The following is a 25,515-nucleotide window of genomic DNA, read 5'->3' on the forward strand; positions in this document are numbered from 1 at the left end:
GATGAAACCCGACGCACACCAGGTTAAACAGTTCCTGCTCAACCTTCAGGATACAATTTGTCAACAACTGACCGCCGTCGATGGCGCAGAGTTTGTCGAAGATAGCTGGCAACGTGAAGCTGGCGGCGGTGGGCGTAGTCGGGTGTTGCGTAATGGTGGTGTTTTCGAACAAGCGGGCGTTAACTTTTCTCACGTTCACGGCGACGCCATGCCCGCTTCCGCCACCGCTCATCGCCCGGAACTTGCCGGACGCAGTTTCGAGGCGATGGGCGTTTCACTGGTAGTGCATCCGCATAATCCGTATGTCCCCACCAGCCACGCGAATGTGCGCTTTTTTATTGCCGAAAAACCGGGTGCAGAGCCAGTCTGGTGGTTTGGTGGCGGCTTCGATTTAACCCCTTTCTATGGTTTTGAAGAAGACGCCATTCACTGGCACCGCACCGCCCGTGACCTGTGCCTGCCATTTGGCGAAGACGTTTATCCCCGTTACAAAAAGTGGTGCGACGAATACTTCTACCTCAAACATCGCAACGAACAACGCGGCATTGGCGGCCTGTTCTTTGATGACCTGAACACGCCAGACTTCGACCACTGTTTTGCCTTTATGCAGGCGGTAGGCAAAGGCTACACCAACGCTTATTTACCAATTGTAGAGCGACGTAAAACGATGGCCTACGGCGAGCGCGAGCGCAATTTCCAGTTATATCGTCGCGGTCGTTATGTCGAGTTCAATCTGGTCTGGGATCGTGGCACACTGTTTGGCCTGCAAACCGGCGGGCGCACCGAGTCTATCCTGATGTCAATGCCGCCACTGGTACGCTGGGAGTATGATTATCAGCCAGAAGCAGGCAGCCCGGAAGCGGCGTTAAGTGAGTTTATTAAGGTCAGGGATTGGGTGTAACTCCCTCACCCCCATTCCCGCATCCGCTGATGCAGCGTCAGTGACGGCTTCTCGGCAAACAGTTGCTGATAATCCGTGGCAAATTGCCCAAGATGCCAGAATCCCCACTGCATGGCGGCGTCTTTTACCGTTGTGCTTTGTGACCACGGACTTATCAATTCGCGGCGCACGGCGTTCAGGCGAATACGTTTCAGCCACGCGTTCGGACCAATGCCCAAAATGGCGTGAAATGCGTTTTGTAGCGTGCGGCGGCTGACGTGCAATTGATTGCACAACTCCAACACCGTTACCGGTTCGGACATGTTTTCCAGCACATATTCACGGGCGCGGGAAAGCAATCGACGGTAACTCTGATGACTGATGCTTTCTGCCGTCACCATTGGCTGCGCTTCTTCCAGCATCGCCCCCATCGCCATTAGCAAGTTATCCCCCAGCACTTTTCGCACTGCAGGCTGATGGAGATTTTCCGGGTTCTCGCAAAACGTCGCCAGCGCCTGTTGGACAAAGCCCCACAGCGCGGCTTTATGCTGCTCTTTCACTTCCAGCGCCGACTGGCTACGCAGCATATGTAATACCCGATCCGGATTATGCAAAAAGTTAGCCTGACGGGTGATGACATCTTCAGAAAGCACTACGCCAAGGATCGTGTAATCATCCGGCGTACTTAATTCAAACTCGGTTCCACCAGGGCGCGTCGCTATTTCTGCGCTTCCCAGACATTGCGAACCGATAAATCCCTGCTCACCGCGCGTCGCCGGAATGCCAAACCAGAACGAATTCGGCCAGACCAGGCACGACTGACGCAGCGCCAGACCAGTGTATTCACGAAAAACCTGAATATCATCGAGTAGAATTTCCGTAAATTCACCATGAAACTTGCCCGGATGCAGCTGATCGTAAATCTGCTGCCAGGCGGTAATTGTCAAAGCATGTTCATAGACATCCGTTGTCTGTCGTTGATGAACATTATCCACTTCGACCTTCGGCGTGAGCTTCAGGTTTTCGGGTAAGGGTTCATGATAAAGATGGTGCAAATTGGCTGTACGGGTCTTTTTCATGATGTTAATGCCGGGTGTTGTAGGACACCCGGCACCTCCGACAGGTTAATGGGGCTTGAGACGGTAACGACTACTGCGTTTACGTAACGTCCCGGCAGAAAAGAGCTGTTCGAGCGCATTTCTGGCTTTTTCCAGCGGCCAGCCAAAGTGGGCAGCCACTTCTCCTGCCGTCATTCCCTGACGTACTGATGTTAACAGCGCCAACAACTCGTCAGCAGATTCCGCGACGATAACTGGCGCGTCGGGTTCCTTTACGGGTTGCTTCGGCTGGCGGTTAAAGCCAGTAACCAGCCACTGGGTGTCATCGTCTGGCCGACCGATCTCCTTGCGGCTGATGACACGCCCGGTACGCATCGCGGCAGCACAACCTGCGTCCAGCGCCGCACGACACGCCGCCAGATCGCCTTCCACCACCAGCGTTAGGCGACCAGGGTCAAGCACTTCGTGACTGAGCAGACGAACGTTAGCTGCTTTGAGCATGGCATCAGCTGCATCTATCGCGGCGACCATGCCGTCCACTTCCAGCAATCCCAGTGCATTGATCATCGGCAACCTCCGTTACGCACGCTGGATTGGATTACGCGCGATTTCCAGCACTGCATCGGTAAAGGCGTTACAGGCTGCTTTACACGCGGCCTGGCTACCGGTTAAAAATGCTGCCGAGTAGTTGGTTTCAGACGGTGGCGGGACATAGGTCACCAGCTGCACGTCGGCAGATTTCAACGCTGCATCAATGCCGTAGGTCGCTTCCAGCGGCGGTGCCACCAGATACGCCATCGGATCGCCAAGCGTGATCCCGGCGGTTGATGAGAGATAAGAACCGGTACGCGAAACGACATGTGCCAGGAAGGCTGTATTTTCTGCGTCATTAGCCCACTGGAAAGCAGCGCCATTTTCAATATGCGCAACCATCGCATCCAGACCTGCACGCACTTCCGCCGGGTTTGGCCCACCAAGCATAATCAGCACCTCACCGGCAGTCGGTGACGGGCCGTGTGCAGCGCCCGCATACAGCGAGCGACCATATACCACTTCGACCATCGCCTGCTTGGTCGCTTCGTCAGCCGCAATGTAGGTGACGTCATCTGAATCAGCAGAAATCAGCCCGAGGCTACGAATATGCGGCGGCAATTTCAGTTCACGTGCAAATTCGGCGTTAACGGAGGCAATCACCCGCATGGCGGTTACCGACGGTCGAATCAAATCTAAAGCTGGCATGATGCCTCCTTATCGGGTCATGTTGATGCCGGATGCTTTCTGCTCCAGCATACGTTTCGCCAAATCCACAATGACGGCTGCGGCTTCAACCGGCGGCGTGCCGCCCTGGTGAATGTTAGAGATACAGGTACGATCGGCCTCAACGGTGGTTGCAATACGCGGCGAGTAAACGGCGTAGCAGGAGAGGCTTTCTGACTGCCCTAATCCCGGGCGTTCCCCCACCAGCAGGATCACCACTTTCGCGCCGAGGATCTCACCGATCTGATCTTCAATCTTCACGCGACCATAACGAACAAAGAATGGCGTACCGACTTTCAGCCCGGCCTGTTTCAGGCCCGCCATCAGCGGTGGCAGGATCTCTTCGTAGTTCACGGTGATCGCATCAGTTGACAGGCCATCAGAAATAACGACCTGCACGTCCGGATTGGCAACACACTGCGCTTTCAGCGCTTCAACAGCTTCTGCACACAGGCGGCGGCCCATATCCGGACGAGTCAGGTAGAGATTTTTGTCGCTAATTTCAGAGCGGACTTCCAGCAAGCCCTGCGCTTTCACCCACTCTTCCGGCACTTCTTTCAGTACAGTATCTTTCGAACGAGAGTGATCGGCCAGGAAACGCAGCAACGCCTGGGTACGCGGACGCGGACCGGCACGACCGGTACAAACGCGGGCCACGGTGCTGCGACGCAGTTCTGTTAATACGTCTGCGCGATGCGGGTTTTCAACACCAATCCACGCTTTTGCTTCCGCAGAACCTAAATCCAGCGCGCAGCTTTCCGAGGTCACCGGTGCCGCACAGGTGGTGGTGGCGCACTTTGCTTCTGACGGCGCGGTGGCCGCTTGTCCCATTGACGCCATCACGCTGCGTACAATTTCTTCAATCTGTTTTTGATCCATGATGTGTTATCTCCGCGTCATCAGAAGAACAGTGACGGATCGCCCGCCCGTTTGGTCAGGCGACCGTTTGCCATAATGCCCATGCTTTCCAGCCAGCGTTCAAACTCCGGTGACGGGCGCAGGTTGAGTAACTGACGCACAGTGGCGGTGTCGTGGAAGGCCGTAGTCTGGTAGTTGAGCATGATGTCATCACCCAGCGGCATCCCCATGATGTAGTTACAGCCTGCGGTGGCGAGCAGGATCATCAGGTTTTCGTTGAGGTTCTGGTCAGCGTCAGCGTGGTTGGTGTAGCAGCAGTCACAGCCCATAGAGATGCCACTCAGCTTGCCCATAAAGTGATCTTCTAAGCCCGCACGGATAATCTGGCGGTCGTTGTAGAGATACTCCGGCCCAATAAAACCGACCACGGTGTTGACGATAAACGGATCGTAATGACGCGCCAGCCCATAGTTACGCGCTTCCATCGTCACCTGGTCAGCGCCGAAGTTAGCGCCAGCGGACAGCGCCGAACCTTGTCCGGTTTCGAAGTAGAGGCAGTTTTCCCCGGCGATACGGTTAAACTCTGCACCCACTGCGCGCGCTTCGTCGAGCATCGCCAGCTCCACGCCAAACTCTTTCAGCCCTTTTTCGCTGCCGCAAATACTCTGGAAAATCAGCCCGCCCGGTGCGCCGCGACGAATCGCTTCGATCTGGGTGGTGACGTGCGCCAGTACGCAGCCCTGAGTTGGGATGTTGAATTTGTCGATCACGCCATAGATGGTATCCAACACGCGGCTTAAGTTTTCCACGTCGTCAGTCACCGGGTTAACGCCGATCACCGCATCGCCCACCCCGAAGGAAAGCCCTTCGTAGATTTGCGCGGCGATACTTTGCACATCGTCACGGGTATCGTTTGGCTGCAAGCGGGCGCTAAAGGTGCCCGGAATACCGATGGTGGTATTGGCCTTTTTGATCACCGGCATTTTCTTCGCGCCGTAGATCAGGTCCGCGTTGGAGCAAATCTTCGCTACCGCCGCTACCACTTCCGAGGTCAGCCCTTTGCGGGTAAAGGCAATGTCGTCCACGCTGGTTTCATCGCTCAGCACATACTCACGCAGTTCGCTGATGCTCCAGTTTTTAATCTGGTTGTAGGCCGTTTCGTTAACATCGTCCTGAATCAGCCGCGTCACGCAGTCATCTTCATAGGCAATCACCGGATTATTGCGGATGTCCGCTACGGTCATTTCCGACAACACCTGCTTTGCCGCCACGCGCTCCTGTGAGCTTGCCGCAGCAACGCCCGCCAGCACATCCCCCGAACGCAGTTCGTTGGCTTTAGCCAGCACCTCTTTTACATCCTTAAACTGATATACATTGCCGAACAATGTGGTCTTTAGTTTCATAAGTCGTTCCCTCAGGAAGGAAATGCGAGTGATTTCACCGTCACCGGCACAACCGATCCGCCAAAAAGAGGCGTACCAATGTCGATATAGTCCCCCGCGCGGACAATCACTTCGTCAATGACTGCCAACGGGAGTTGTTGTAGCTGTGGGCGCAACAACATGCCCAGAGCTTTACCAAAGTCCTGCCCGGCCACCACCAGCAGGGGATGCGGATTCGGAAAACGCGCGACGAAATCGACCAACGCGTTGATGACCGTCAGTACCGCGGCGTAACGCACAGGCAGCGAGGCGGGAAGCGCCAGCACGTACGCGTCAGTTTTAGGATCAAGATCCAGCTGAATCAGCGCCTGTTGCCAGGCACTCACCAGATCCTTTTCATCAATTGGGATCGCCACCGGCAAGTTGCGCAGCGGCAGTTGTACGCCCTCCAGCCAGATTGTGCTGCCAGAGAGCGAAAGGGTATGTGCACCCGCGCCAATCACCGTGGCGCGCACGGTTTGCGCCGGAAACTGCACGTTCATCTCACGCAGGCGCGGATGGTCATGCAGCGCCGTTGCCAGAAGCGGGCCAATATCGGCAAAACAGAACGGGTCGGCGGGCTGGTGGCGATAACATTCGCCAACGCCGCCAGAAAGCGTAATGATTTCGGGCGTAACACCTACGGGCAGCAAACCGGTTTGCATCAATGCCTGCGCGAGCGGCGAAAGCGTTCCGTCAATCACTTCGACAATCAGCTCTGCCATCCGCCGGGTAACCTGCACCAGCTGCGCGCCGGTCAGCGAACGGGCTTCGGTGCCTGCACCGAAGCACTCATCCACAATCATCTGCCCCGGTTTATGAGCGTAAACCACGCGCCCCTGGCTGTCGGTTTCCAGCAGGCGACCGCCGACATTGAGGCAGGCGGTGCCGCTGATTTTTCCGGCATCGAACAGGGCGTAGTTCGCGGTGCCACCGCCGATATCGATATTCAGGACCCGACACAGCCGTTGTTCAGAAAGGGTTTGCGCCCCGGCACCGTGACCGGCGATCACGGATTCGAGATGCGGTCCAGCGCTGGCGACGACAAAATCGCCCAGCGACCGGGAGAGCGTCATCACCGCCGGGCGAGCGTTGCGGGTTTTCGCGCTTTCACCGGTGATGATGATGGCACCAGAATCAACGCTTTCCGGCGCAATGCCCGCAGCCTGATATTGCTCGAGGATTAAGGTTTTCAGTTCCGCTTCTTTTAAACCACCCTGTTTATCGACAGGGGTAAAGAACACCGGGCTTTGCCAGCTAATTTCGCGTTTGATGAATTCGTAGCGCGGCACCTGCGACACCGCCGCACGGTTAACCAGCTCCAGGTGGGAGAAAATCACCTGGGTGGTGGTGGTGCCGATATCGATACCGACGCTCAGTAGCTGGCGAGTGTTCACGATTGCGCCTCCGCTTCGGTTTTAGCCGCGCTCGCGTCTTCTTTAGGTACCAGCATCATCGCCACGCCAATCGCCGTGACGCCGCCGATCAGCTTGCCGACAATCATCGGGAAGATCATGGCGTTCATGTTGGCAGCCGCGAAGCCTAAATGGTCGCCCAGGGCGAAAGCAGCGGAAACGGCGAAGGCACAGTTGATGACTTTGCCGCGGGTATCCATCTGCTTCATCATGCCAAACATCGGGATGTTGTTGGCAAGCGTTGCCACCATGCCAGCTGCCGCGATGTTGTTCATATTCAGCACTTTACCGACGCTCATCAGCGGTTTTTCAAACCAGCGGGTCAGCAGCAGTACCATCGGATACGCCCCTAACAGCACGCAGGAGATAGAACCGATAACTTCAATGGCGCGCATCACTTCACCGGGTTTATCGCCAGGGGCCATAAAGATCGGATCAAGACCGGGGATCAGTTCCCAGCCAAGGAGGAATTTCACTACCGCGGCAGCAAGACCGAGGGTGATCAATGCAACGAGGAATTTGGCGAAGATCTGGAAGCCGTTGATCATTTTTTCCGGGATGAATTTCAGCCCCAGCGCCACCAGCACCGCAACGATAAGTACCGGGATCATGTTCATCAGGATCAGCGCAAAGGTGAATTCCACAGGCTGGCCGTTGATCTGCACACCGGAGTACATCGCTACCAGACCACCAGCGATACAGCCAATCGGAATGGTCACTATGCCCGCCAGCACGCCGAGCGCCAGATAACGACGGTCTGAAGGTTCGATAATGCCGAGCGCCACCGGAATGGAAAACACAATCGTTGGCCCCATCATCGACCCGAGAATTAACCCAGAGTATAGCCACGCTGCTACGTCACCACCCGCCAGCTCTTTGGCGAGGAAGAAGCCGCCCATATCGCACGCCAGCAGTGTTCCGGCGAACATTGACGGGTTTGCGCCGAGCATTTCGTAAACCGGGATAATCACCGGCCCGAGTACGTGGGCCAGTACCGGTGCCAGCGCGGTCATACCGACCATAGCCAGGCCCAGAGCGCCCATTGCCATAAAGCCTTCTTCGAACTGACCGCCGGATCCTTCGATACTTTTACCGAACTTACCGAGGAAACGAGCAGAACCGCCGAACTGCGACAGGATCCTGTCTACGGCAGCTATCAGCATAAAGAACATCATGATGTACATGATGATTTCGTTAATTCCCATCGCCTTTACTCCCTGTTAGTTGTTATTTATTGCCAATGCTGAAAGTGGGTTTTTCCCTCACTCTGGAAGCCGAGGGGCCGGGGTGAGGGTAATTGTTTGCACCGGCGCGACTCTGTTCCCCTCACCCTAACCCTCTCCCCAAAGGGGCGAGGGGACTGTCCGTACACTTTTATTGCGCCGCAGCATACAGACCAATAATCTGCTCCAGGCTGGCGGTACGCGGGTTGCTGCGCAGACAAATATCTTCCAGCGCGGCCTGCGCCCATGCGCCGTAATGTCCGGTGGTTGCGCCCACGTCTGCCAGCCGCTTGTTGATCCCGACCTCCGCAATCAACTCACTTACCGCGTTAATAGCGTCACGATCGTCGGATTTTTTAGTTCGCAGTGCCCGGCCAATCTGACTAAACCGATCACGACAAACCATCCGGTTAAATTCCATCACCGTTGGCAGCAACATAGCGTTCGCCAGACCGTGCGGAATATGCAGCGCCGCCCCTGGCTGATGCGCCATCGCGTGGCACAACCCAAGCCCCGCACTGGAAAACGCCATTCCCGCCATACATGAAGCCAGCAACATGCTCTCGCGGGCGGCAAGGTCGTGACCGTAGCCCACCGCTTTCGGCAGCGATTTGCCAATCATCGCAATGGCACCAATCGCCAGACTGTCGGTAAACGGTGTGGCGTTCAGCGCGCTGTACGCTTCAATGGCATGGGTTAACGCATCAATGCCAGTCATCGCCGTGACATGCGACGGCACACCTTCGGTCAATGCGGCGTCGAGAATCGCCACATCCGGCATCAGCGAGGCATGGGCTAACACCTGCTTACGCCCGCTCACCGCATCGATAATCACCGTTACGTTGGTGGTTTCAGAGCCGGTTCCGGCGGTAGTCGGAATGGCAATCAACGGCAGGCGCGGTTGCAGAACGCTGGTTTCTGACATCTCTGCCAGCGTGCTATCCGGGTTCGTCACCAGCAACGCCACGGCTTTTGCTGCATCCAGCACCGAGCCGCCGCCAAACGCAATCACCCCGTCACAGCCTGATTCACGCAACTGCGCCACGGCTGCACACACGTCGGTGATGCATGGTTCGCCCACCGGACATGGCCAGAGCGTCATGGCGATACCTTTAACGGCCAGGCTACGTGTCAGCCCGGCGGTCATCCCTGCCTGATGCAAAAAGCTGTCTGCCATCACGAACAGATGTTTCAGCCCACGCGTTTGCGCTTGCTGCCCACAACTGCTCACCGCGCCCGGACCGCAAAGCGTCACCGGTGGAACGCTAAATGTTTTTACCCGTTGCAGATTCAGGGTATCGAACGCCTGAAAGAGCGCGGTCTGCAATTCATTTTGCATATAGCCCCTCCGCTTTCTCTCGCCCGCTACTGGCGATCGCCAGCGGGGTCATAAACAAACTGTGCTGCGGTAAATGCACCTGTAACGCCGGAAATTGTTTGCGAAACAGTTCCGCCACGCCCGGTTGCATACAAGAGCCGCCCGCCAGCCATAAATCCGTAATGCCCTGCCCTTCAATATGCCGGGCGACAATGTCCGCCATTTTTTCGTACACCGGTTTCACCGCGGGCCAAATCTCTTCACCGTGACCGCGCTTGTACTGCTCTGCCTCTTCCAGCGAAATACGACGATTTCCGGCGAGAGTCAGAGAGATGTGATGTCCGCCGGTCGCTTCATCCGCCGAGTACGTCACCTTGCCCTTTTTCACGATGGCAATACCAGTAGTGCCACCGCCGATATCCACTACACCGGCGTTGTCCAGTTGCAGCAGATCCGCGACTGCGGTTGGCTCATCCAGTACATGGCTCACTTCCAGTCCGGCAGATTCCAGCACGTTGATGGAAATACGCGGGTCCGTACCTGGAGGAAAAGAGGTCGCCGCATGGCTAAAACGGCGACCGAATTGCTGCTCGAGGGTGTCGAGATGGCGACGAACAATGGTGACCGCACCGAAGAAATCCCAGACGATGCCGTCGCGGACCACATCAGCCCAGTCGAGGCATACCGCCACCGGCTGACCGTCGCGGTCGACAACCATCGACACCACATCGCAGGTGCCCAGATCCACCCCCAGCCACAGCGGAGATTCCGTCGCGGCGGGCGTCTGGTTACACAGCGTTGCCGCCGTTTGCAGACGTGGGGTGAGCCATTGTTCGTCGTGCGCCATCTGTTACTCCTTAAACAATGCGAAACGCATCGACTAATACACAGCGACGCAGACGGACAAACGTCCGCGCGCTGGTTACCCCTTCACCGGTTGGCGTGGTGATGGTCATCGTGGTCCAGCCTTCCCCGCCCAGCCCCAGCCCGGCAATGCACGGTCCGTTCTTAACGAAAATGCTGGTATCAATGGCGTTCGCCATCTGGTTCATGTTTTCGATGTTGCGCGAGTGCATTGCCGCCGTGTGGTGGCAACCGCCTTCCAGTTTCACCGCCAGCGCAATGGCATCCGCCACGTTGGCGACGCGCACGACGGGCAGCACCGGCATCATCAGTTCAGTCACAGCAAACGGATGTTCTGCGGTGGTTTCTACAAACAGCAGTCGCGTTTGTTCCGGAACTTTAAGGCCGATTGCCGCCGCGATTTTCGCCGCATCGCGACCAACCCAGTCACGGCTGACGGTGCCTTTTCCGCACTCGTCGATATTTTTCAGCAACACCGATTGCAGCTGCTGCGCCTGCTCTGCGGTCAGTTTCACCGCGTGCTGGCCTTCCATCAGACGCATCAGTTCATCGGCTACGCTATCCACAACAATCAGTACCTTTTCGTCGGCACAAATGATGTTGTTATCGAAAGACGCGCCTTTGACGATGGACTGAGCAGCACGGGCGAGGTCGGCGGTTTCATCCACCACTACCGGCGGGTTGCCAGCGCCTGCGGCAATCAGACGTTTATTGGTGTGTTTACGCGCCGCTTCTACTACCGCTTCGCCGCCGGTCACCACCAGCAGGCCGATGCCCGGAAACTTGAACAAACGTTGAGCGGTTTCGATATCCGGATTGGCCACAGTAACCAGTAAGTTTTCCGGCCCGCCTGCGGCAACAATCGCCTGGTTGAGCAGCGTGATCGCCCGCTGGGAGACTTTTTTCGCCGCCGGATGCGGGGCAAAAATGACGCTGTTGCCCGCGGCAATCAGGCTGATGGCGTTATTAATGACGGTTGCCGCCGGGTTAGTGGAAGGCGTCACCGAAGCCACTACGCCCCAGGGTGCGTTTTCAATTAAAGTCAGGCCGTTGTCGCCAGTCAGCACTTGCGGAGAGAGGCACTCAACGCCTGGTGTGCCGCGCGCCTGAGCGACGTTTTTGGCAAATTTATCTTCAACGCGCCCCATGCCGGTTTCACTGACGGCAAGTTCCGCTAAATCTCTGGCGTGTTTTTCGCCTGCTTCACGAATGGCAGCAATGGCTAACTGGCGCATTGCCACGCTTTTTAACCCTTGCAGGGCGACTTTGGCTGCCGCAACGGCGTCATCCAGGGACGCGAAAACGCCCATCTCATGAACGGCGGCGGGCGGCGTGTCACTGCTTTGCATTTTCAGCAGTACCGCTTTCACCACCTGTTCAATATCCTGTTGATTCATGATGTTCTGCCTTATTTGTGGAAAATGACCTGACCGCCAGACACCACCTCATCGACGATGCCAATCACGCACAGATCGACCGGTGACGTTTCGCTTTTATGCGCCTGGCGGGCGGAACTGCCACTCACCAGCAACACCCACTCCCCGGTTCCCGCGCCAATATTGTCGATGGCGACGGCGCATTGCCCGTCAGGATTACCTTGTGGATCAATCATTTCCACCATCAGCAATTTGTCATGCGCCAGTCCGTGATGGCGTACGGTACAAACAATTTGTCCAGTGACGACTGCCAGTTTCATACCCGCCTCCGTGGCGTATTTCAGGTAAAAGCTCCCCCTACCCTCCGCAGAAGGTAAAATGAAAAAGGAGAGAGCGTGACGCCCGAATCGACGTCACACAGGGTGATTACAGGTTGCTGCTATCGCCTTTCAGGCCGATCGGGAAGACTTCTTCCAGGTCGCCGTGCGGACGCGGGATAACGTGTACAGATACCAGCTCGCCGATACGCTGTGCCGCTGCAGCACCTGCGTCGGTCGCGGCTTTACAGGCTGCAACATCACCACGAACCATGGCAGTACACAGGCCGCCGCCAATCTGCTTAACACCAACCAGCTTGACGCGCGCAGCTTTAACCATCGCGTCAGAAGCCTCAATCAGTGCAACCAGGCCCCGGGTTTCGATCATTCCTAATGCTTCCATTGTGCTTTCCTCTTTATCAGGGTCCAGAACGGGACCGTTCATTCAACCAGTGTTTGTAAACTGCTTTCGCGGTTCACTTCTGTCTGACGCGGCACAGCTGCCACCAGCGCCAGTTCGATAATTTCCTGCACGCTACAACCACGAGAGAGATCGTGCATCGGCGCGGCAAGTCCTTGTATCAATGGCCCGACGGCACGATATCCGCCAAGTCGTTGTGCGATTTTGTAGCCAATATTTCCTGCCTCCAGCGACGGAAAAACCATCACATTGGCCTTACCTTGTAGCGGGCTGGCAGGCGCTTTTTGCGCCGCCACTTCCGGCACGAAGGCGGCGTCAAACTGCAACTCGCCATCGACTACCAGCTTTGGTGCGCGCTCACGGACGATTTCTGTCGCCTGCTGGACGTTGGCAACGCAGGGGTGACGGGCGCTGCCGTTACTGGAAAACGACAACATCGCCACGCGCGGCTCTTCTCCGGTGATGGCGCGCCAGGTTTCGGCGCTGGCAAGCGCGATATCCGCCAACTGCGCCGCCGTCGGCTGTGGCACCACGCTGCAATCGGCAAAACCCAGCGCCGGACCGCTGTACTGTGGCAGCATCAGGAAAATGGATGAGAGCGTTTTACAGCCTGGCTGCAAGCCGATAATGCGTAATCCGGCACGCAGCACATTCGCCGTGGAAGAGAGGTTGCCCGCGATACAGACATCCGCTTTGCCGGCGCTGACCATTGCGGCGGCGAACATCAGCGGATCGGTAAGTTTTTCCAGCGCATCCGGCGGCGTTTTTTCGCCCGCGCGGGCCAGCCAGCGATGAGCAAATTCTTCCCGCATTGCGAGGTTGCCATGCGGATCAATCACCTGTAGCCCGTCCATCGCCACGCCATGACTGAGCGCAAACTGACGAAGTTCAAACGGATTGGCGACCAGAATGGGCGTTGCCAGACCTTGTTGATGTAAATATTGCGCAGCTTTCAGCACACGTTGATCTAACGCATCCGGAAAAACTACTCTGGCGGGCGCTCGCAACGCCAGTTCACGACAACGTTTAATAATCATTGCGTTTCCCCCAGTCGTTGTTGGATCTGCTTCACCGTTAGCGGTTGTTTCGCTACGCTCAGGATCATCATCACGTAGACCGTGCTCGAAAGGCGGTTCAGCGCCTGCAAAATGTCCGGGCGTAATACTTCAAAGCTGCGGGTGATAAAGACCTGCGCCGCTACGGTTTCGGTTTCCCGCACTTTGGTGCGTAGCAGATTTAGCAACGCCGCATCGCGCCCGTGGCTGGCTTCCGGCACCAGATGATCGTGGTCGAGATAACGCAGCGGCTGGTGAGAAAGCCGATGCAGATCTTCGTCAGAAAGCCCGACAATCGCCTGGCAGGCCAGCGGTTCCCCCAGCGCATCGGCACGCATAATGTTGCCAAGACGCGAACGGATATCCGCCAGCCACGGCTGCCACGGTTCCGCCAGTTCAATTTGCAGCCACACTGCCAGCGCAATGGTGCTGTCGAGAACCGCGCGAAAAGCCAGGCGCGGATCGCTTTTGGCAACCATTTTTTCCGCCGACAGGTGAGTCAGCGTATCCGGCTTTTTTGCCACCGGCTGGCGGCACAGTTCGCAGCACGCCTGCGGATGTTCATCGCTACTGGTAAGCCCGTGAACGGGCTGCGGCTGCTGCTGTTCATCGTCAACAAACAGGCGGCCCTGCTCGTCAATAAACTTGATGCGCAGATGGCGGCTTTCCAGTAACTCCCGGGCAGAGGGCGTCAGGCGACTGTCCGCAGGGAGATGGATCTCTGCGCCTTCGCTGAGCGTATGGTTCGCTCTTAGCCATGCTTCGGTGATGAAATCTTTCATAGGGATTGCCAGTTAGCCGGCCAGGCGACATACAGGAATTTCACGCTGGATGTCGTACCAAATTCGATACTGGAGCCTTTCGGGATAAACATCACATCGCCCGCTTTGGCGATCATAGTTTCGCCTTCGTGGCGAACATGCAGCTCCCCTTCCAGCACCATGTCGATTTCGTCGTAGTTCAGGGTCCACGGAAAGAAGGCGTTCTCCCACTGCATGAAACCAGCGGCCATACTGCTGCCGTCGTCTCCGGTCACGAGATCAGTCAAGCCTACGCAGTGCGGTTCCGCGCCATCGAAACGACCAAACTTGACGCTGCTGCCATCAATCACTTTGATGCCGCCTTTGCCGGTCACCGATTTGAAACTCGGCTGCATTGCACCCTGCTCCAGTGACTGTTTTTCCTTCATCACTTTTTCCATCAGTTGCGCGACCAGGCTTTCGGTAAACTGGCCTTCCGGTAGCTGGGCGATGATGGTTTCGCGGATGCGCTGGCTTTCGGTTTTATCGGCTGGCACGCTGGCGGGAACGGACGTCGTTACCGCAGTCGATTCATCACATTCGGTGATGGTAAAACCCAACAGATCCGCCACTTCACGGGCTTCCGGGGTAATAATGCTGGCGCGCAGAACCACGGACATTGCCTGTTCGCCGCGCGCGTGTGCTTCACGAATATCATTCGCTGTGATGAGTTTTTTCACCTGCTTCCTCCTGTTTGGTGAGAGATGCCAGATAATCCACCAGTTGCTGCACGCTTTGCGGGTCGTGGCTGTTTAGCTCGAAAATCGGCTCTTCGAAGCCCGTCTCAAGCAATAACTTTCGCGTTGCGGCGACGTCAGCATCTGGCATGTCCGTTTTACTGATGACGGCGATTTGCCGTTTGCTGACGCCAATATCCAGCAACCCGGCAGGCAACCGACTTTCCGGGTCATTCGCGCCGTGGACATAGATCAGCATGTCCACATCCTGTAGCGTGGTAATTAAGGCGTGATACCAGCGGGGATGGCTAAAATATTCACCCGGCGTATCAATATCGCCATTATCATTAAATTCCACGGCCTGTGTTTTTCTTGCGAGGGTATAATTCCCCTGCAACGCATTAAATAACGTTGTTTTTCCTGCCCCGACGGTACCCACAAACGCAATTCGTTTCATGAATGCCTCGTATTAACTTTTGGTCATTTCACAAAGCGTATAATTTAATAAGCGTCCTAAACCACTGACGGTTTGTGATAACGCTTCTTCTACTGCGCCCACCGAGCCATAAATCACCAGCGCGCCGCTAAAACGGTCGAGAAAACCGATATGCACATCGGCGGCTTTCAACGCTAAATCACCGGCGATCATCGCCGTTTCTCCGGGAGTTAGCGTCATAATGCCGATTGCGCCCGCATCCGGAACGCCGATTTTCTTCGCCAGTTCCTCGCCGGGATGCGCGATGAGATGCGCCAGTGTGACCTGTTTACCGGGCACAAATTCCTGAATGATGCGTTCTTTATCCATGAGTCGCCGCCTGTGAAAAACTTTCGTGTATCGTGACAATTTTTCGTCAGAGTAAATAACAAAATTCGGCAAGCGCGTTTAAAAGGTGAAGTAGATCACTAAGAATGGAGAGATATTTGCTGTGGTGCATAAACTTTCATATGCAACGCATGAATATAAATAAAATAATATCGAGATATTTTATATACTGCTTTTTTTATTATTCGCAAACTCAGTAATAAACTTTACTAATATATTGCAGCTAAACCGCTTACCCTGAATATTCAGGGTAAGCGTGAGAGTTAAAAAAGAATTACAGCGGTTGGGTTTGCGCTTCAACCACGGCCAGCGCCACCATGTTGACGATACGACGTACCGATGCGATCGGCGTTAACACGTGAACCGGCTTCGCCACGCCCATCAGCACCGGACCGACAGTCACACCTTCCGAGCTGGAAACGCGCAGTAAGTTGTAACTAATGCGGGCAGCTTCCATGTTCGGCATCACCAGAATATTAGCGGAACCTTTCAAAGGGCTGTCCGGCATACGGTCGTTGCGAATCGCTTCCACCAGCGCTGCATCGCCGTGCATTTCACCATCAATCATCAGTTCTGGCGCACGTTCCCTGACCAGTTCCAGCGCCTGACGCATTTTGCTCGACGACGGGCAGTCAGAAGAACCAAAGTTGGAGTGCGACAACAGAGCCACACGCGGTTCAATACCAAAACGACGAACAGTTTCTGCCGCCATCAAGGTGATCTCCGCCAGCTCTTCTGCATCAGGCTCATCATTGACGTAGGTATCGGCAATAAAGGTGTTACCACTCGGCAACAGCAGCGCGTTCATTGCACCTGCGGTGTGAACGCCATCGCGATAACCAAAGACATTTTTCACCACGCTAAAGTGTTCATGATAATCGCCCACCGTACCGCAAATCATTGCATCGGCTTCGCCACGCTGAACCATGATCGCGCCGATCACTGTCGGGTTACTGATCAGCGCACGCTGCGCCTGCTCCTGAGTGACACCGCGACGCTTCATGATCTGGAAGTATTCGGTCCAGTACTCTTTAAAGCGCGGATCGGATTCGTTATTGACGATCTCAAAATCAACGCCCGCCTTGATCTGCAAGCCCAGTTTCTGAATGCGCATTTCGATCACGTTCGGACGACCGATAAGGATCGGTTTCGCCAGCCCCAGCGTTACCAGTTCCTGAGTGGCATGCAGAACGCGCGCCTCTTCCCCTTCCGGCAGAACGACGCGCTTCGGCGCTTTGCGAGCCTGGGAGAAAATCGGCTTCATAAACAGGTTGGTTTTGTAAACGAACTCCGTCAGCTTGTCGATGTAGACGTCGAAATCAGCAATCGGACGCGTCGCCACGCCCGACTCCATCGCGGCTTTAGCGACCGCAGGAGCGATCTTAACGATCAAACGCGGATCAAACGGTTTTGGAATGATGTATTCCGGGCCGAAGCTCAGATCTTGATCGCCATACGCCGAAGCAACGACTTCGCTCTGTTCCGCATGGGCCAGTTCTGCAATCGCGCGTACCGCCGCCAGTTTCATTTCCTCGTTGATGGCAGTTGCACCAACGTCCAACGCGCCACGGAAGATGAACGGGAAGCAAAGCACGTTATTAACCTGGTTCGGGTAGTCGGAACGGCCGGTACAGATGATGGCATCCGGACGCACTTCTTTCGCCAGCGGCGGCAGAATTTCTGGTTCCGGATTCGCCAGCGCCAGGATCATCGGCGCACGAGCCATTTTCTTAACCATTTCCTGGGTCAGCACTTTCGGGCCGGAACAGCCGAGGAAAATATCCGCACCTTCAATCACATCATCGAGGGTACGTTTGCCGTCATCCACCACCGCATATGCGGCTTTGGTTTCCGCCATATTTGGCTCACGGCCCTGATAGATAACGCCTTTTGAATCACAAACCACGATGTTATGTTTTTGCAGCCCCAGCGCCACCAGCAGGTTCATACAGGCAATTGCTGCTGCACCCGCGCCGGAAACCACCATCCGCACGTCGGAGATGTTTTTCTCCACCACGCGCAAGCCGTTGAGGATGGCGGCAGTGCTGATAATTGCCGTGCCGTGCTGATCGTCGTGGAATACTGGAATATTCATCCGCTCGCGCAGTTTCTGTTCAATATAGAAACATTCTGGCGCTTTAATGTCTTCGAGGTTGATGCCGCCGAAGGTCGGTTCAAGCGCGGCGACGACTTCAATAAATTTGTCCGGGTCGAGTTCATCAACTTCAATGTCAAATACATCAATCCCGGCGAATTTCTTAAACAGAACGCCCTTGCCTTCCATCACCGGTTTGCCTGCCAGCGCGCCAATGTTGCCTAACCCCAGCACCGCCGTACCGTTAGAGATCACCGCCACCAGGTTACCACGCGCGGTATATTTGTAGGCTTTTAACGGGTCTTTTTCGATTTCAAGACAAGGTGCGGCAACGCCTGGTGAGTAGGCCAGCGCCAGATCGCGCTGCGTTGCCAGAGGCTTGGTTGGAGAAACCTGGATTTTCCCTGGAACTGGAAATTCATGGAAATCAAGTGCACTTTGTTTTAACTGGTCATCCATTTGGTTGTTCCTTTCACGTAACGTTCACAAATAAAGTGTGTGGGCAACAGCCCCTGCCCACAACGTGGCGCACATTATTACCCTGCCGGAGTCTACAGACTTTGAGCAAGTCCAAACTCTCACCATTAATATAATGTTTTGGTAATAATCCTATAACACTGATGTTACCTGCTTAATCCAGCAATACCATGCCTGTCTGCTATGCTTTTTTGATGCGTTTAGCGAAATTTCTCAGAAGTGTGAATTAACGCACTCATCTAACACTTTACTTTTCAAGGAGTATTTCCTATGAACGAGTTAGACGGCATCAAACAGTTCACCACTGTCGTGGCAGACAGCGGCGATATTGAGTCCATTCGCCATTATCATCCCCAGGATGCCACCACCAATCCTTCGCTGTTACTCAAGGCTGCCGGATTATCACAATATGAGCATTTAATAGACGATGCTATCGCCTGGGGTAAAAAAAATGGCAAGACCCAGGAACAACAGGTGGTCGCAGCGTGTGACAAACTGGCGGTCAATTTCGGTGCTGAAATTCTCAAAATCGTACCCGGTCGCGTGTCAACAGAAGTTGATGCACGCCTCTCTTTTGATAAAGAAAAGAGTATTGAAAAGGCCCGCCATCTGGTGGACTTGTATCAGCAACAAGGCGTTGAGAAATCACGCATTTTGATCAAGCTGGCTTCAACCTGGGAAGGAATTCGCGCGGCAGAAGAGCTGGAAAAAGAAGGTATTAACTGCAACCTGACGCTGCTGTTTTCTTTTGCACAGGCGCGGGCCTGTGCAGAAGCAGGCGTTTTTCTGATTTCGCCGTTTGTCGGGCGTATTTATGACTGGTATCAGGCACGCAAGCCGATGGACCCGTATGTGGTGGAAGAAGATCCAGGCGTTAAATCAGTACGCAATATCTACGACTACTATAAGCAACACCACTATGAAACCATTGTGATGGGCGCGAGCTTCCGTCGCACCGAACAAATCCTCGCCTTAACCGGCTGCGATCGACTGACTATCGCACCGAATTTGCTGAAGGAGCTGCAGGAAAAAGTTTCGCCAGTGGTACGTAAATTAATCCCACCTTCTCAGACGTTCCCACGCCCAGCTCCCATGAGCGAAGCGGAGTTCCGTTGGGAGCATAATCAGGATGCGATGGCGGTAGAAAAACTGTCTGAAGGCATTCGTCTGTTCGCCGTTGATCAACGCAAACTGGAAGATCTTCTTGCCGCCAAACTATAAACCAGCCTCGGAGTGTTATATGTCCCGAAAAGACCTTGCCAATGCGATTCGCGCACTCAGTATGGATGCGGTACAAAAAGCCAATTCTGGTCATCCCGGCGCGCCGATGGGCATGGCTGATATTGCCGAAGTGCTGTGGAACGATTTTCTTAAACATAATCCTACCGACCCAACCTGGTATGATCGCGACCGCTTTATTCTTTCCAACGGTCACGCGTCGATGCTGCTCTACAGTTTGCTGCATCTGACCGGTTACGACCTGCCGCTGGAAGAGCTGAAGAACTTTCGTCAGTTGCATTCGAAAACCCCAGGCCACCCGGAAATCGGCTATACGCCTGGTGTTGAAACCACCACCGGTCCACTTGGACAAGGTTTGGCGAACGCCGTCGGGCTGGCGATAGCAGAGCGTACGCTGGCGGCGCAGTTTAACCAGCCAGATCATGAAATTGTCGATCACTTCACCTATGTGTTTATGGGCGACGGCTGCCTGATGGAAGGTATTTCCCACGAAGTCTGTTCGCTGGCGGGCACGCTGGGACTGGGCAAGCTGATTGGTTTTTACGATCACAACGGTATTTCCATCGACGGTGAAACCGAAGGCTGGTTTACCGACGATACAGCAAAACGTTTTGAAGCCTATCACTGGCATGTGATCCACGAGATCGACGGTCACGATCCACAGGCGGTGAAGGAAGCGATCCTTGAAGCGCAAAGCGTGAAAGATAAGCCGTCGCTGATTATCTGCCGTACGGTGATTGGCTTTGGTTCGCCGAATAAAGCAGGTAAGGAAGAGGCGCACGGCGCACCGCTGGGTGAAGAAGAAGTGGCATTGGCACGGCAAAAACTGGGCTGGCACCATCCGCCATTTGAGATCCCTAAAGAGATTTATCACGCCTGGGATGCCCGCGAAAAAGGCGAAAAAGCGCAGCAGAGCTGGAATGAGAAGTTTGCCGCCTATAAAAAGGCTCATCCGCAACTGGCAGAAGAGTTTACCCGTCGGATGAGCGGTGGTTTACCGAAGGACTGGGAGAAAACGACTCAGAAATATATCAATGAGTTGCAGGCGAATCCGGCGAAAATCGCTACCCGTAAGGCTTCGCAAAATACGCTTAACGCTTACGGGCCTATGCTACCGGAGCTGCTCGGCGGTTCGGCGGATCTGGCTCCCAGCAACCTGACCATCTGGAAAGGTTCTGTGTCGCTGAAGGAGGATCCGGCGGGCAACTACATTCACTACGGGGTGCGGGAATTTGGCATGACCGCTATCGCCAACGGCATTGCGCACCACGGCGGCTTTGTGCCGTATACCGCGACGTTCCTGATGTTTGTTGAATACACCCGTAACGCCGCGCGGATGGCGGCACTGATGAAAGCGCGGCAGATTATGGTTTATACCCACGACTCAATTGGCCTGGGCGAAGATGGTCCTACGCACCAGGCTGTTGAGCAACTGGCCAGTCTGCGCTTAACGCCAAATTTCAGCACCTGGCGACCGTGCGATCAGGTGGAAGCAGCGGTGGGCTGGAAGCTGGCGGTTGAGCGCCACAACGGACCGACGGCACTGATCCTCTCCAGGCAGAATCTGGCCCAGGTGGAACGTACGCCGGATCAGGTTAAAGAGATTGCTCGTGGCGGTTATGTACTGAAAGACAGCGGCGGTAAGCCAGATATTATTTTGATTGCCACCGGTTCAGAGATGGAAATCACCCTGCAAGCGGCAGAGAAATTAGCGGGAGAAGGTCGCAATGTACGCGTAGTTTCCCTGCCCTCGACCGATATTTTCGATGCCCAGGATGAGGAATATCGGGAGTCGGTGTTGCCTTCTAACGTTGCGGCTCGCGTGGCGGTGGAAGCAGGTATTGCCGATTACTGGTACAAGTATGTTGGTCTGAAAGGGGCAATTGTCGGGATGACGGGTTACGGGGAATCTGCTCCGGCGGATAAGCTGTTCCCGTTCTTTGGCTTTACCGCCGAGAATATTGTGGCAAAAGCGCATAAGGTGCTGGGAGTGAAAGGTGCCTGATGGTGATCGCCGGATGCTGTATGTTCCCCTCACCCTAACCCTCTCCCCAGAGGGGCGAGGGGACAGTCTGTGCGCTTTTTAGGGCCGCATCTGCGATTTTGTTTAACGGGTGATCCACAACGTGGGCCAGGCGTCTGGCCCATGCCAGTTATCGCAGGTGGGTTCTGCGGCGTAACGCACCAGGCGAAAACGCTGACCGTCAAAGCGCCAACGCGCCTGAATGCCACAATCGCTTAATCCGCGCCCTTTCGCTAAGGTCACCAGTTCACGCGATTTCTCATCAAATGTTGCGTTCATCAGTTCCAGTTCATTCGTCTCCTGACCGTTGTTGAACGGCAAACGCAACCGAACCGGGCGCGAGGCTAGCGGCTTTTTACGCGACACAATCCATGCCAAATCAATGGTGTTATAGGCCCCTGCCTCACAGCTAATCATCATCAGTGCTTTATCATCGGTCAGCGCAGTGACATTCACCTCACGACGTAACGGATCAAGCGAGCAGCGCAGACCATTCATCCGCCAGTTTCCATAATCCAGCAAATCGTTGCGTTCTTCGAGTGAGAGTGGCGTCGGCGTTGGGTTAACCACCGCGACCTCTTTCAGCGCAGGCGCAGGCGGTACGCTGAGCGGCGGTTCGTCCCCTTTCTTTATCCACGCGGTTTCACTGCCAACGCGCTTTTGCTGAGCATCAATAAACAACAACGCCGCTTTTAAGCCATTCAGAGAAATGGTCTGATTGCCATCGCGTAAGGTGATTGCCTTCCCTTCCTGAATCAGCTGCAAAAACGCGGTGATAGTTGCCGTATCATCGGTTACTAGTAACCATGGTGAAATCCGCCACCTGTCACCACTTAACGCCAACGGCTCACCATCTAACAGCAGCCGTGGCGCTATCTCCCCTTCAGACGCATCCGGCGACTTCAACCCGCCGCGCTCAATACGTAAAACGGCATCGGTATGCGCCCCGGCGCTGCGGCTCAGGGTCATCACCAGTCCATTATGATCGCCCGTATTACGTGCCACGCAGAAGTTTTGGTTATTACAGGTGACCTGCCAGTCGGAAAACGCCCGTTGCGCTGGTGCCGCCCACACCAAAGACGTCGGCAACAAAGCGAAAAAAAAGAGAAGGAAAATGCGATAGCGCATGGACGGTACGACCCCAGAAGTTCAAACAAACAGCACAAGTCGTATCTTCGTTGCGCAGGTAGCGCGGCTCAATCGGATTTGTCGGATTGAGCCAATAATAAACAACGAAATATTATTGTTATTTTTCAGTCCATTAAATGTGACGTTTGCAAATAGTTAAGCAATAACACCGTCTTACCGTCACGTATCTCGCCGGTTTTGATCATCTCCAGCGCCTGGCTGAACGGCAGCTCAAGCACTTCAATATCTTCATCTTCGACACCACCACCGGCGTTAGCGCGCTGGCTGTCACTGTATTCGGCGATAAAAAAGTGGATTAGCTCAGTCACACCGCCAGGCGACATATACAGTTCAAATAATTTGCGCACTTCGCCCACTTCATAGCCCGTCTCTTCAATTGCTTCTTTGCGAATGCACACTTCCGGTTCGTCGTTATCCAGCAGCCCGGCGCAGGTTTCAATCAGCTGCCCGCTTTCATTGCCATTAACCCAGGTAGCGACACGGAACTGACGAATCAGAACCACGGTCTTTTTCTTCGCGTTGTACAGGAGGATCGTCGCACCATTACCGCGATCGTAAACTTCACGTTTATGACGGATAACTTCGCCATCTTTGCGCGTGAGATCGTAAGTAATGTTGTGCAGGGTGAAATAGTTATCGGAGAGAATTTTGTCTTTAATGAGGGTGATTTGTTGCGTCATACCGACTCCACAGCGCGAAATGAACAATTATCTTACGCTGTGAAGTCGGGTTTGTCTGCGCAGGCTATCAGTGAGATTTGACTGATTTTACCCCCAGCCAGTCAATAATCCCCTGTGCCGCATGACGTCCTTCTGCCATTGCGGTAACCACCAGATCCGCACCACGCACGGCGTCACCACCGGCGAAGATTTTCGGATTGGTGGTCTGGTAACGGTACTGGCTTTCCACATCCGCGATGATGCGGCCCCATTTGTCTACCGTTACACCGTGCGACTCCAGCCACGGCATCCCGTGTGGATTGAAGCCAAACGCCATAATCACCGCGTCGGCTGGCATGACAAATTCACTGCCTTCCACCGGCACTGGACGCCGACGCCCCTGGGCATCCGGCTCGCCAAGACTCGTACGCAGGAAACGAATTCCGCAAACGTGACCTTGCTCATTCAGCTCAAGCGCCACCGGCTGGACGTTAAATTCGAAGTTGGCCCCCTCTTCGCGGGCGTTCTTCACCTCTTTCTTCGAGCCTGGCATGTTAGCTTCATCACGACGATAAGCGCAGGTGACGTTACTCGCGCCGTGGCGCAGTGCGGTACGCACACAGTCCATCGCGGTGTCGCCGCCGCCCAGTACCACGACGTTGAGTCCGGCGGTATTGATAAACGGCTCTTCCGGTAGCTCTTCGAGTCCCATCACCTGTTTAGTGTTGGCGATGAGGAACGGCAGGGCGTCATAAACGCCCGGCGCATCTTCATTGGGTAAACCCGCTTTCATGGAACGGTAAGTGCCTACGCCAACGAAGACCGCGTCGTATTGTTCCAAAAGCGAATCCAAAGAGACATCTTTACCCACTTCACAATTGAGTTCGAAGTGAATCCCCATCGCGCTGAAGATTTCCCGACGGCGTGCCAGCAGGGATTTATCCAGTTTGAAAGAAGGAATGCCGAAAGTGAGCAAGCCACCGATTTCTGGATGGCGATCGTACACCGTCACCTCTACGCCATTGCGGGTCAGAACATCCGCACAGGCCAGCCCTGCCGGACCTGCACCGATAATCGCCACCCGCTTGTCCACTTTGGTGACATGACTTAAGTCAGGACGCCAACCTTTCGCCAACGCCTGATCTGAAATGTAGCGTTCAATGTTGCCGATAGTTACTGCGCCGTGCTCATCGCGAATAGTACAGGCACCTTCACACAAACGGTCTTGCGGGCAAACGCGTCCGGTAATTTCCGGCAGGGTGTTGGTCTGGTGAGAAAGCTCGACGGCGGCGTCGATGTTTCCGGCTTTCACCAGTTCAATCCACTGCGGTATATGGTTATGCAGCGGGCAGGTCCATTCACAAACGCTGTGCTCGCCGCACTTAAGGCAGCGCGAGGCTTCCCGTTGTGCCTGATCGGCACGGAATGGCAGATAAATTTCATCAAAACCGGTTTTGCGCGCTTCAATCGCCAGTTTGTCCGGCTCGCCACGCGCGGGCGTTGCCTGCATTTGCTCGACTTTACTCATTACCGGCATTTCTTGTGCCGCGGTACTGGCATGCCACGGTTGATGTTCCTGACGTGCTGTGCGCAAGCGGCGGGATTTCGCTATGCCGGAGAGTGCGGCATCAGTGACCAGTTGCAGCGCGTCTGCCGGGCAATTCTCGACACAGGCAGGACCGTTTTCGCGCCCTGCACAAAGGTCGCATTTATGCGCCGTGGCTTTAACTTTGCCAGCCGCAACGGGTGTCAGGACGATTTGCATCGTACCAAATGGACAGGCCACCACGCAGGATTTACAGCCAATACACTTTTGCTGATTGACCTGAATGCTGTCATCAACGTGGCTGATTGCGCCATTAGGGCAGCTACGGGCGCAGGGCGCATCTTCACAATGGTGACAGGTCACTGCACTACGTTGCTGCTGATGTTTGATAACCGTAATTCGGGGATGAAAATGGCGTTGGCTCAGGACATGTTGCTCGTCATTGTGAGCCATGACACAGGCGATTTCACAAGCATGACAACCCAGACATTGCTGACTGTTGGCCATAATAAAACGATTCATAACGACCTTCTTTTTTGGTTGTAAAAACCTTATTCTTTATAT

Annotated in this window: 24 protein-coding genes; 3 read left to right on the forward strand and 21 right to left on the reverse strand. The window is 54.9% G+C overall.

All coding sequences use genetic code 11. The features are described 5' to 3' along the window. Position 1 precedes the first annotated feature (1 nt). Positions 2 to 901, forward strand: a complete 900-nt coding sequence (gene hemF, locus ACJHX7_RS12270) for an oxygen-dependent coproporphyrinogen oxidase (protein ID WP_094029984.1) — start codon at positions 2 to 4, stop codon at positions 899 to 901. A gap of 5 nt (positions 902 to 906) precedes the next feature. Here hemF and eutR read toward each other — a convergent pair whose 3' ends face one another. The 18 genes from eutR to maeB all read right to left on the reverse strand — a co-directional run bounded on the left by eutR (position 907) and on the right by maeB (position 18,317). Further along, a complete protein-coding gene (gene eutR / locus ACJHX7_RS12275) occupies positions 907 to 1,959 on the reverse strand; it encodes an HTH-type transcriptional regulator EutR (protein WP_000753715.1) in 1,053 nt (350 codons plus the stop codon). Positions 1,960 to 2,004: 45 nt separating this feature from the next. After that, a complete protein-coding gene (gene eutK, locus ACJHX7_RS12280) occupies positions 2,005 to 2,505 on the reverse strand; it encodes an ethanolamine utilization microcompartment protein EutK (RefSeq protein WP_001295463.1) in 501 nt (166 codons plus the stop codon). A gap of 12 nt (positions 2,506 to 2,517) precedes the next feature. After that, a complete protein-coding gene (eutL, locus tag ACJHX7_RS12285) occupies positions 2,518 to 3,177 on the reverse strand; it encodes an ethanolamine utilization microcompartment protein EutL (RefSeq protein WP_001111038.1) in 660 nt (219 codons plus the stop codon). A gap of 9 nt (positions 3,178 to 3,186) precedes the next feature. Further along, the gene (eutC, locus tag ACJHX7_RS12290) at positions 3,187 to 4,074 is read right to left on the reverse strand and encodes an ethanolamine ammonia-lyase subunit beta (protein ID WP_094029983.1); all 888 of its coding nucleotides are present in this window, start codon (positions 4,072 to 4,074) and stop codon (positions 3,187 to 3,189) included. 20 nt (positions 4,075 to 4,094) lie between these two features. Next, positions 4,095 to 5,456: an ethanolamine ammonia-lyase subunit alpha gene (gene eutB, locus ACJHX7_RS12295; RefSeq protein ID WP_000769961.1), complete on the reverse strand. Its 1,362-nt coding sequence runs from the start codon at positions 5,454 to 5,456 to the stop codon at positions 4,095 to 4,097. An 11-nt stretch (positions 5,457 to 5,467) separates the two neighbouring features. Further along, positions 5,468 to 6,871 carry an ethanolamine ammonia-lyase reactivating factor EutA gene (eutA, locus tag ACJHX7_RS12300; protein ID WP_032171741.1) on the reverse strand — a complete coding sequence of 468 codons (1,404 nt, stop codon included), beginning with the start codon at positions 6,869 to 6,871 and terminating at the stop codon, positions 5,468 to 5,470. Beyond that, a complete protein-coding gene (gene eutH, locus ACJHX7_RS12305) occupies positions 6,868 to 8,094 on the reverse strand; it encodes an ethanolamine utilization protein EutH (RefSeq protein WP_000512385.1) in 1,227 nt (408 codons plus the stop codon). The genes eutA and eutH overlap by 4 nt, the downstream gene beginning before the upstream one ends. Positions 8,095 to 8,263: 169 nt before the next feature. After that, positions 8,264 to 9,451, reverse strand: a complete 1,188-nt coding sequence (eutG, locus tag ACJHX7_RS12310; RefSeq protein ID WP_077516455.1) for an ethanolamine utilization ethanol dehydrogenase EutG — start codon at positions 9,449 to 9,451, stop codon at positions 8,264 to 8,266. Further along, positions 9,441 to 10,277, reverse strand: a complete 837-nt coding sequence (gene eutJ / locus ACJHX7_RS12315; protein WP_000929729.1) for an ethanolamine utilization protein EutJ — start codon at positions 10,275 to 10,277, stop codon at positions 9,441 to 9,443. Before eutJ ends, eutG begins: the two co-directional genes overlap by 11 nt. Positions 10,278 to 10,287: 10 nt before the next feature. Beyond that, positions 10,288 to 11,691, reverse strand: a complete 1,404-nt coding sequence (locus tag ACJHX7_RS12320) for an aldehyde dehydrogenase family protein (protein ID WP_094029982.1) — start codon at positions 11,689 to 11,691, stop codon at positions 10,288 to 10,290. Positions 11,692 to 11,702: 11 nt separating this feature from the next. Then, positions 11,703 to 11,990 carry an ethanolamine utilization microcompartment protein EutN gene (gene eutN / locus ACJHX7_RS12325; RefSeq protein WP_000762196.1) on the reverse strand — a complete coding sequence of 96 codons (288 nt, stop codon included), beginning with the start codon at positions 11,988 to 11,990 and terminating at the stop codon, positions 11,703 to 11,705. A 106-nt stretch (positions 11,991 to 12,096) separates the two neighbouring features. Continuing rightward, positions 12,097 to 12,390 (reverse strand): ethanolamine utilization microcompartment protein EutM, encoded by a 294-nt coding sequence (gene eutM, locus ACJHX7_RS12330; protein WP_000387713.1) that lies wholly within the window; start codon positions 12,388 to 12,390, stop codon positions 12,097 to 12,099. Positions 12,391 to 12,428: 38 nt separating this feature from the next. After that, positions 12,429 to 13,445, reverse strand: a complete 1,017-nt coding sequence (pta, locus tag ACJHX7_RS12335) for a phosphate acetyltransferase (protein ID WP_000584522.1) — start codon at positions 13,443 to 13,445, stop codon at positions 12,429 to 12,431. Further along, positions 13,442 to 14,245 carry an ethanolamine utilization cob(I)yrinic acid a,c-diamide adenosyltransferase EutT gene (gene eutT, locus ACJHX7_RS12340; RefSeq protein ID WP_022645958.1) on the reverse strand — a complete coding sequence of 268 codons (804 nt, stop codon included), beginning with the start codon at positions 14,243 to 14,245 and terminating at the stop codon, positions 13,442 to 13,444. Before eutT ends, pta begins: the two co-directional genes overlap by 4 nt. Further along, positions 14,242 to 14,943: an ethanolamine utilization acetate kinase EutQ gene (gene eutQ / locus ACJHX7_RS12345; RefSeq protein WP_000733921.1), complete on the reverse strand. Its 702-nt coding sequence runs from the start codon at positions 14,941 to 14,943 to the stop codon at positions 14,242 to 14,244. The genes eutT and eutQ overlap by 4 nt, the downstream gene beginning before the upstream one ends. Beyond that, positions 14,918 to 15,397: an ethanolamine utilization acetate kinase EutP gene (gene eutP, locus ACJHX7_RS12350; protein WP_000820789.1), complete on the reverse strand. Its 480-nt coding sequence runs from the start codon at positions 15,395 to 15,397 to the stop codon at positions 14,918 to 14,920. Before eutP ends, eutQ begins: the two co-directional genes overlap by 26 nt. Positions 15,398 to 15,409: 12 nt before the next feature. Then, the gene (gene eutS / locus ACJHX7_RS12355) at positions 15,410 to 15,745 is read right to left on the reverse strand and encodes an ethanolamine utilization microcompartment protein EutS (RefSeq protein WP_000356956.1); all 336 of its coding nucleotides are present in this window, start codon (positions 15,743 to 15,745) and stop codon (positions 15,410 to 15,412) included. Positions 15,746 to 16,037: 292 nt separating this feature from the next. Then, the gene (gene maeB / locus ACJHX7_RS12360; protein WP_000342643.1) at positions 16,038 to 18,317 is read right to left on the reverse strand and encodes an NADP-dependent oxaloacetate-decarboxylating malate dehydrogenase; all 2,280 of its coding nucleotides are present in this window, start codon (positions 18,315 to 18,317) and stop codon (positions 16,038 to 16,040) included. A 288-nt stretch (positions 18,318 to 18,605) separates the two neighbouring features. On the opposite strand from maeB, the gene tal reads away from it, so the two are divergent. Continuing rightward, positions 18,606 to 19,556, forward strand: coding sequence for a transaldolase (gene tal / locus ACJHX7_RS12365; RefSeq protein WP_001003709.1), 951 nt, complete (start codon positions 18,606 to 18,608; stop codon positions 19,554 to 19,556). Between the two features lie 19 nt (positions 19,557 to 19,575). Then, entirely contained in the window at positions 19,576 to 21,579 is a 2,004-nt protein-coding gene (gene tkt, locus ACJHX7_RS12370; protein ID WP_062891354.1) for a transketolase, read from the forward strand. Positions 21,580 to 21,681: 102 nt separating this feature from the next. On the opposite strand, the gene ACJHX7_RS12375 is transcribed toward tkt, so the two are convergent. From ACJHX7_RS12375 to aegA, 3 genes are all read right to left on the reverse strand, one after another. Then, positions 21,682 to 22,725, reverse strand: coding sequence for a DUF1176 domain-containing protein (locus tag ACJHX7_RS12375; RefSeq protein ID WP_094029980.1), 1,044 nt, complete (start codon positions 22,723 to 22,725; stop codon positions 21,682 to 21,684). A 125-nt stretch (positions 22,726 to 22,850) separates the two neighbouring features. Continuing rightward, positions 22,851 to 23,426, reverse strand: a complete 576-nt coding sequence (gene nudK / locus ACJHX7_RS12380; protein ID WP_001330582.1) for a GDP-mannose pyrophosphatase NudK — start codon at positions 23,424 to 23,426, stop codon at positions 22,851 to 22,853. 67 nt (positions 23,427 to 23,493) lie between these two features. Continuing rightward, positions 23,494 to 25,473 (reverse strand): formate-dependent uric acid utilization protein AegA, encoded by a 1,980-nt coding sequence (aegA, locus tag ACJHX7_RS12385; RefSeq protein ID WP_063815031.1) that lies wholly within the window; start codon positions 25,471 to 25,473, stop codon positions 23,494 to 23,496. Positions 25,474 to 25,515 lie beyond the last annotated feature (42 nt).

The organism is Escherichia sp. WS1451 (assembly GCF_046487365.1).
GTDB lineage: Bacteria > Pseudomonadota > Gammaproteobacteria > Enterobacterales > Enterobacteriaceae > Escherichia > Escherichia coli.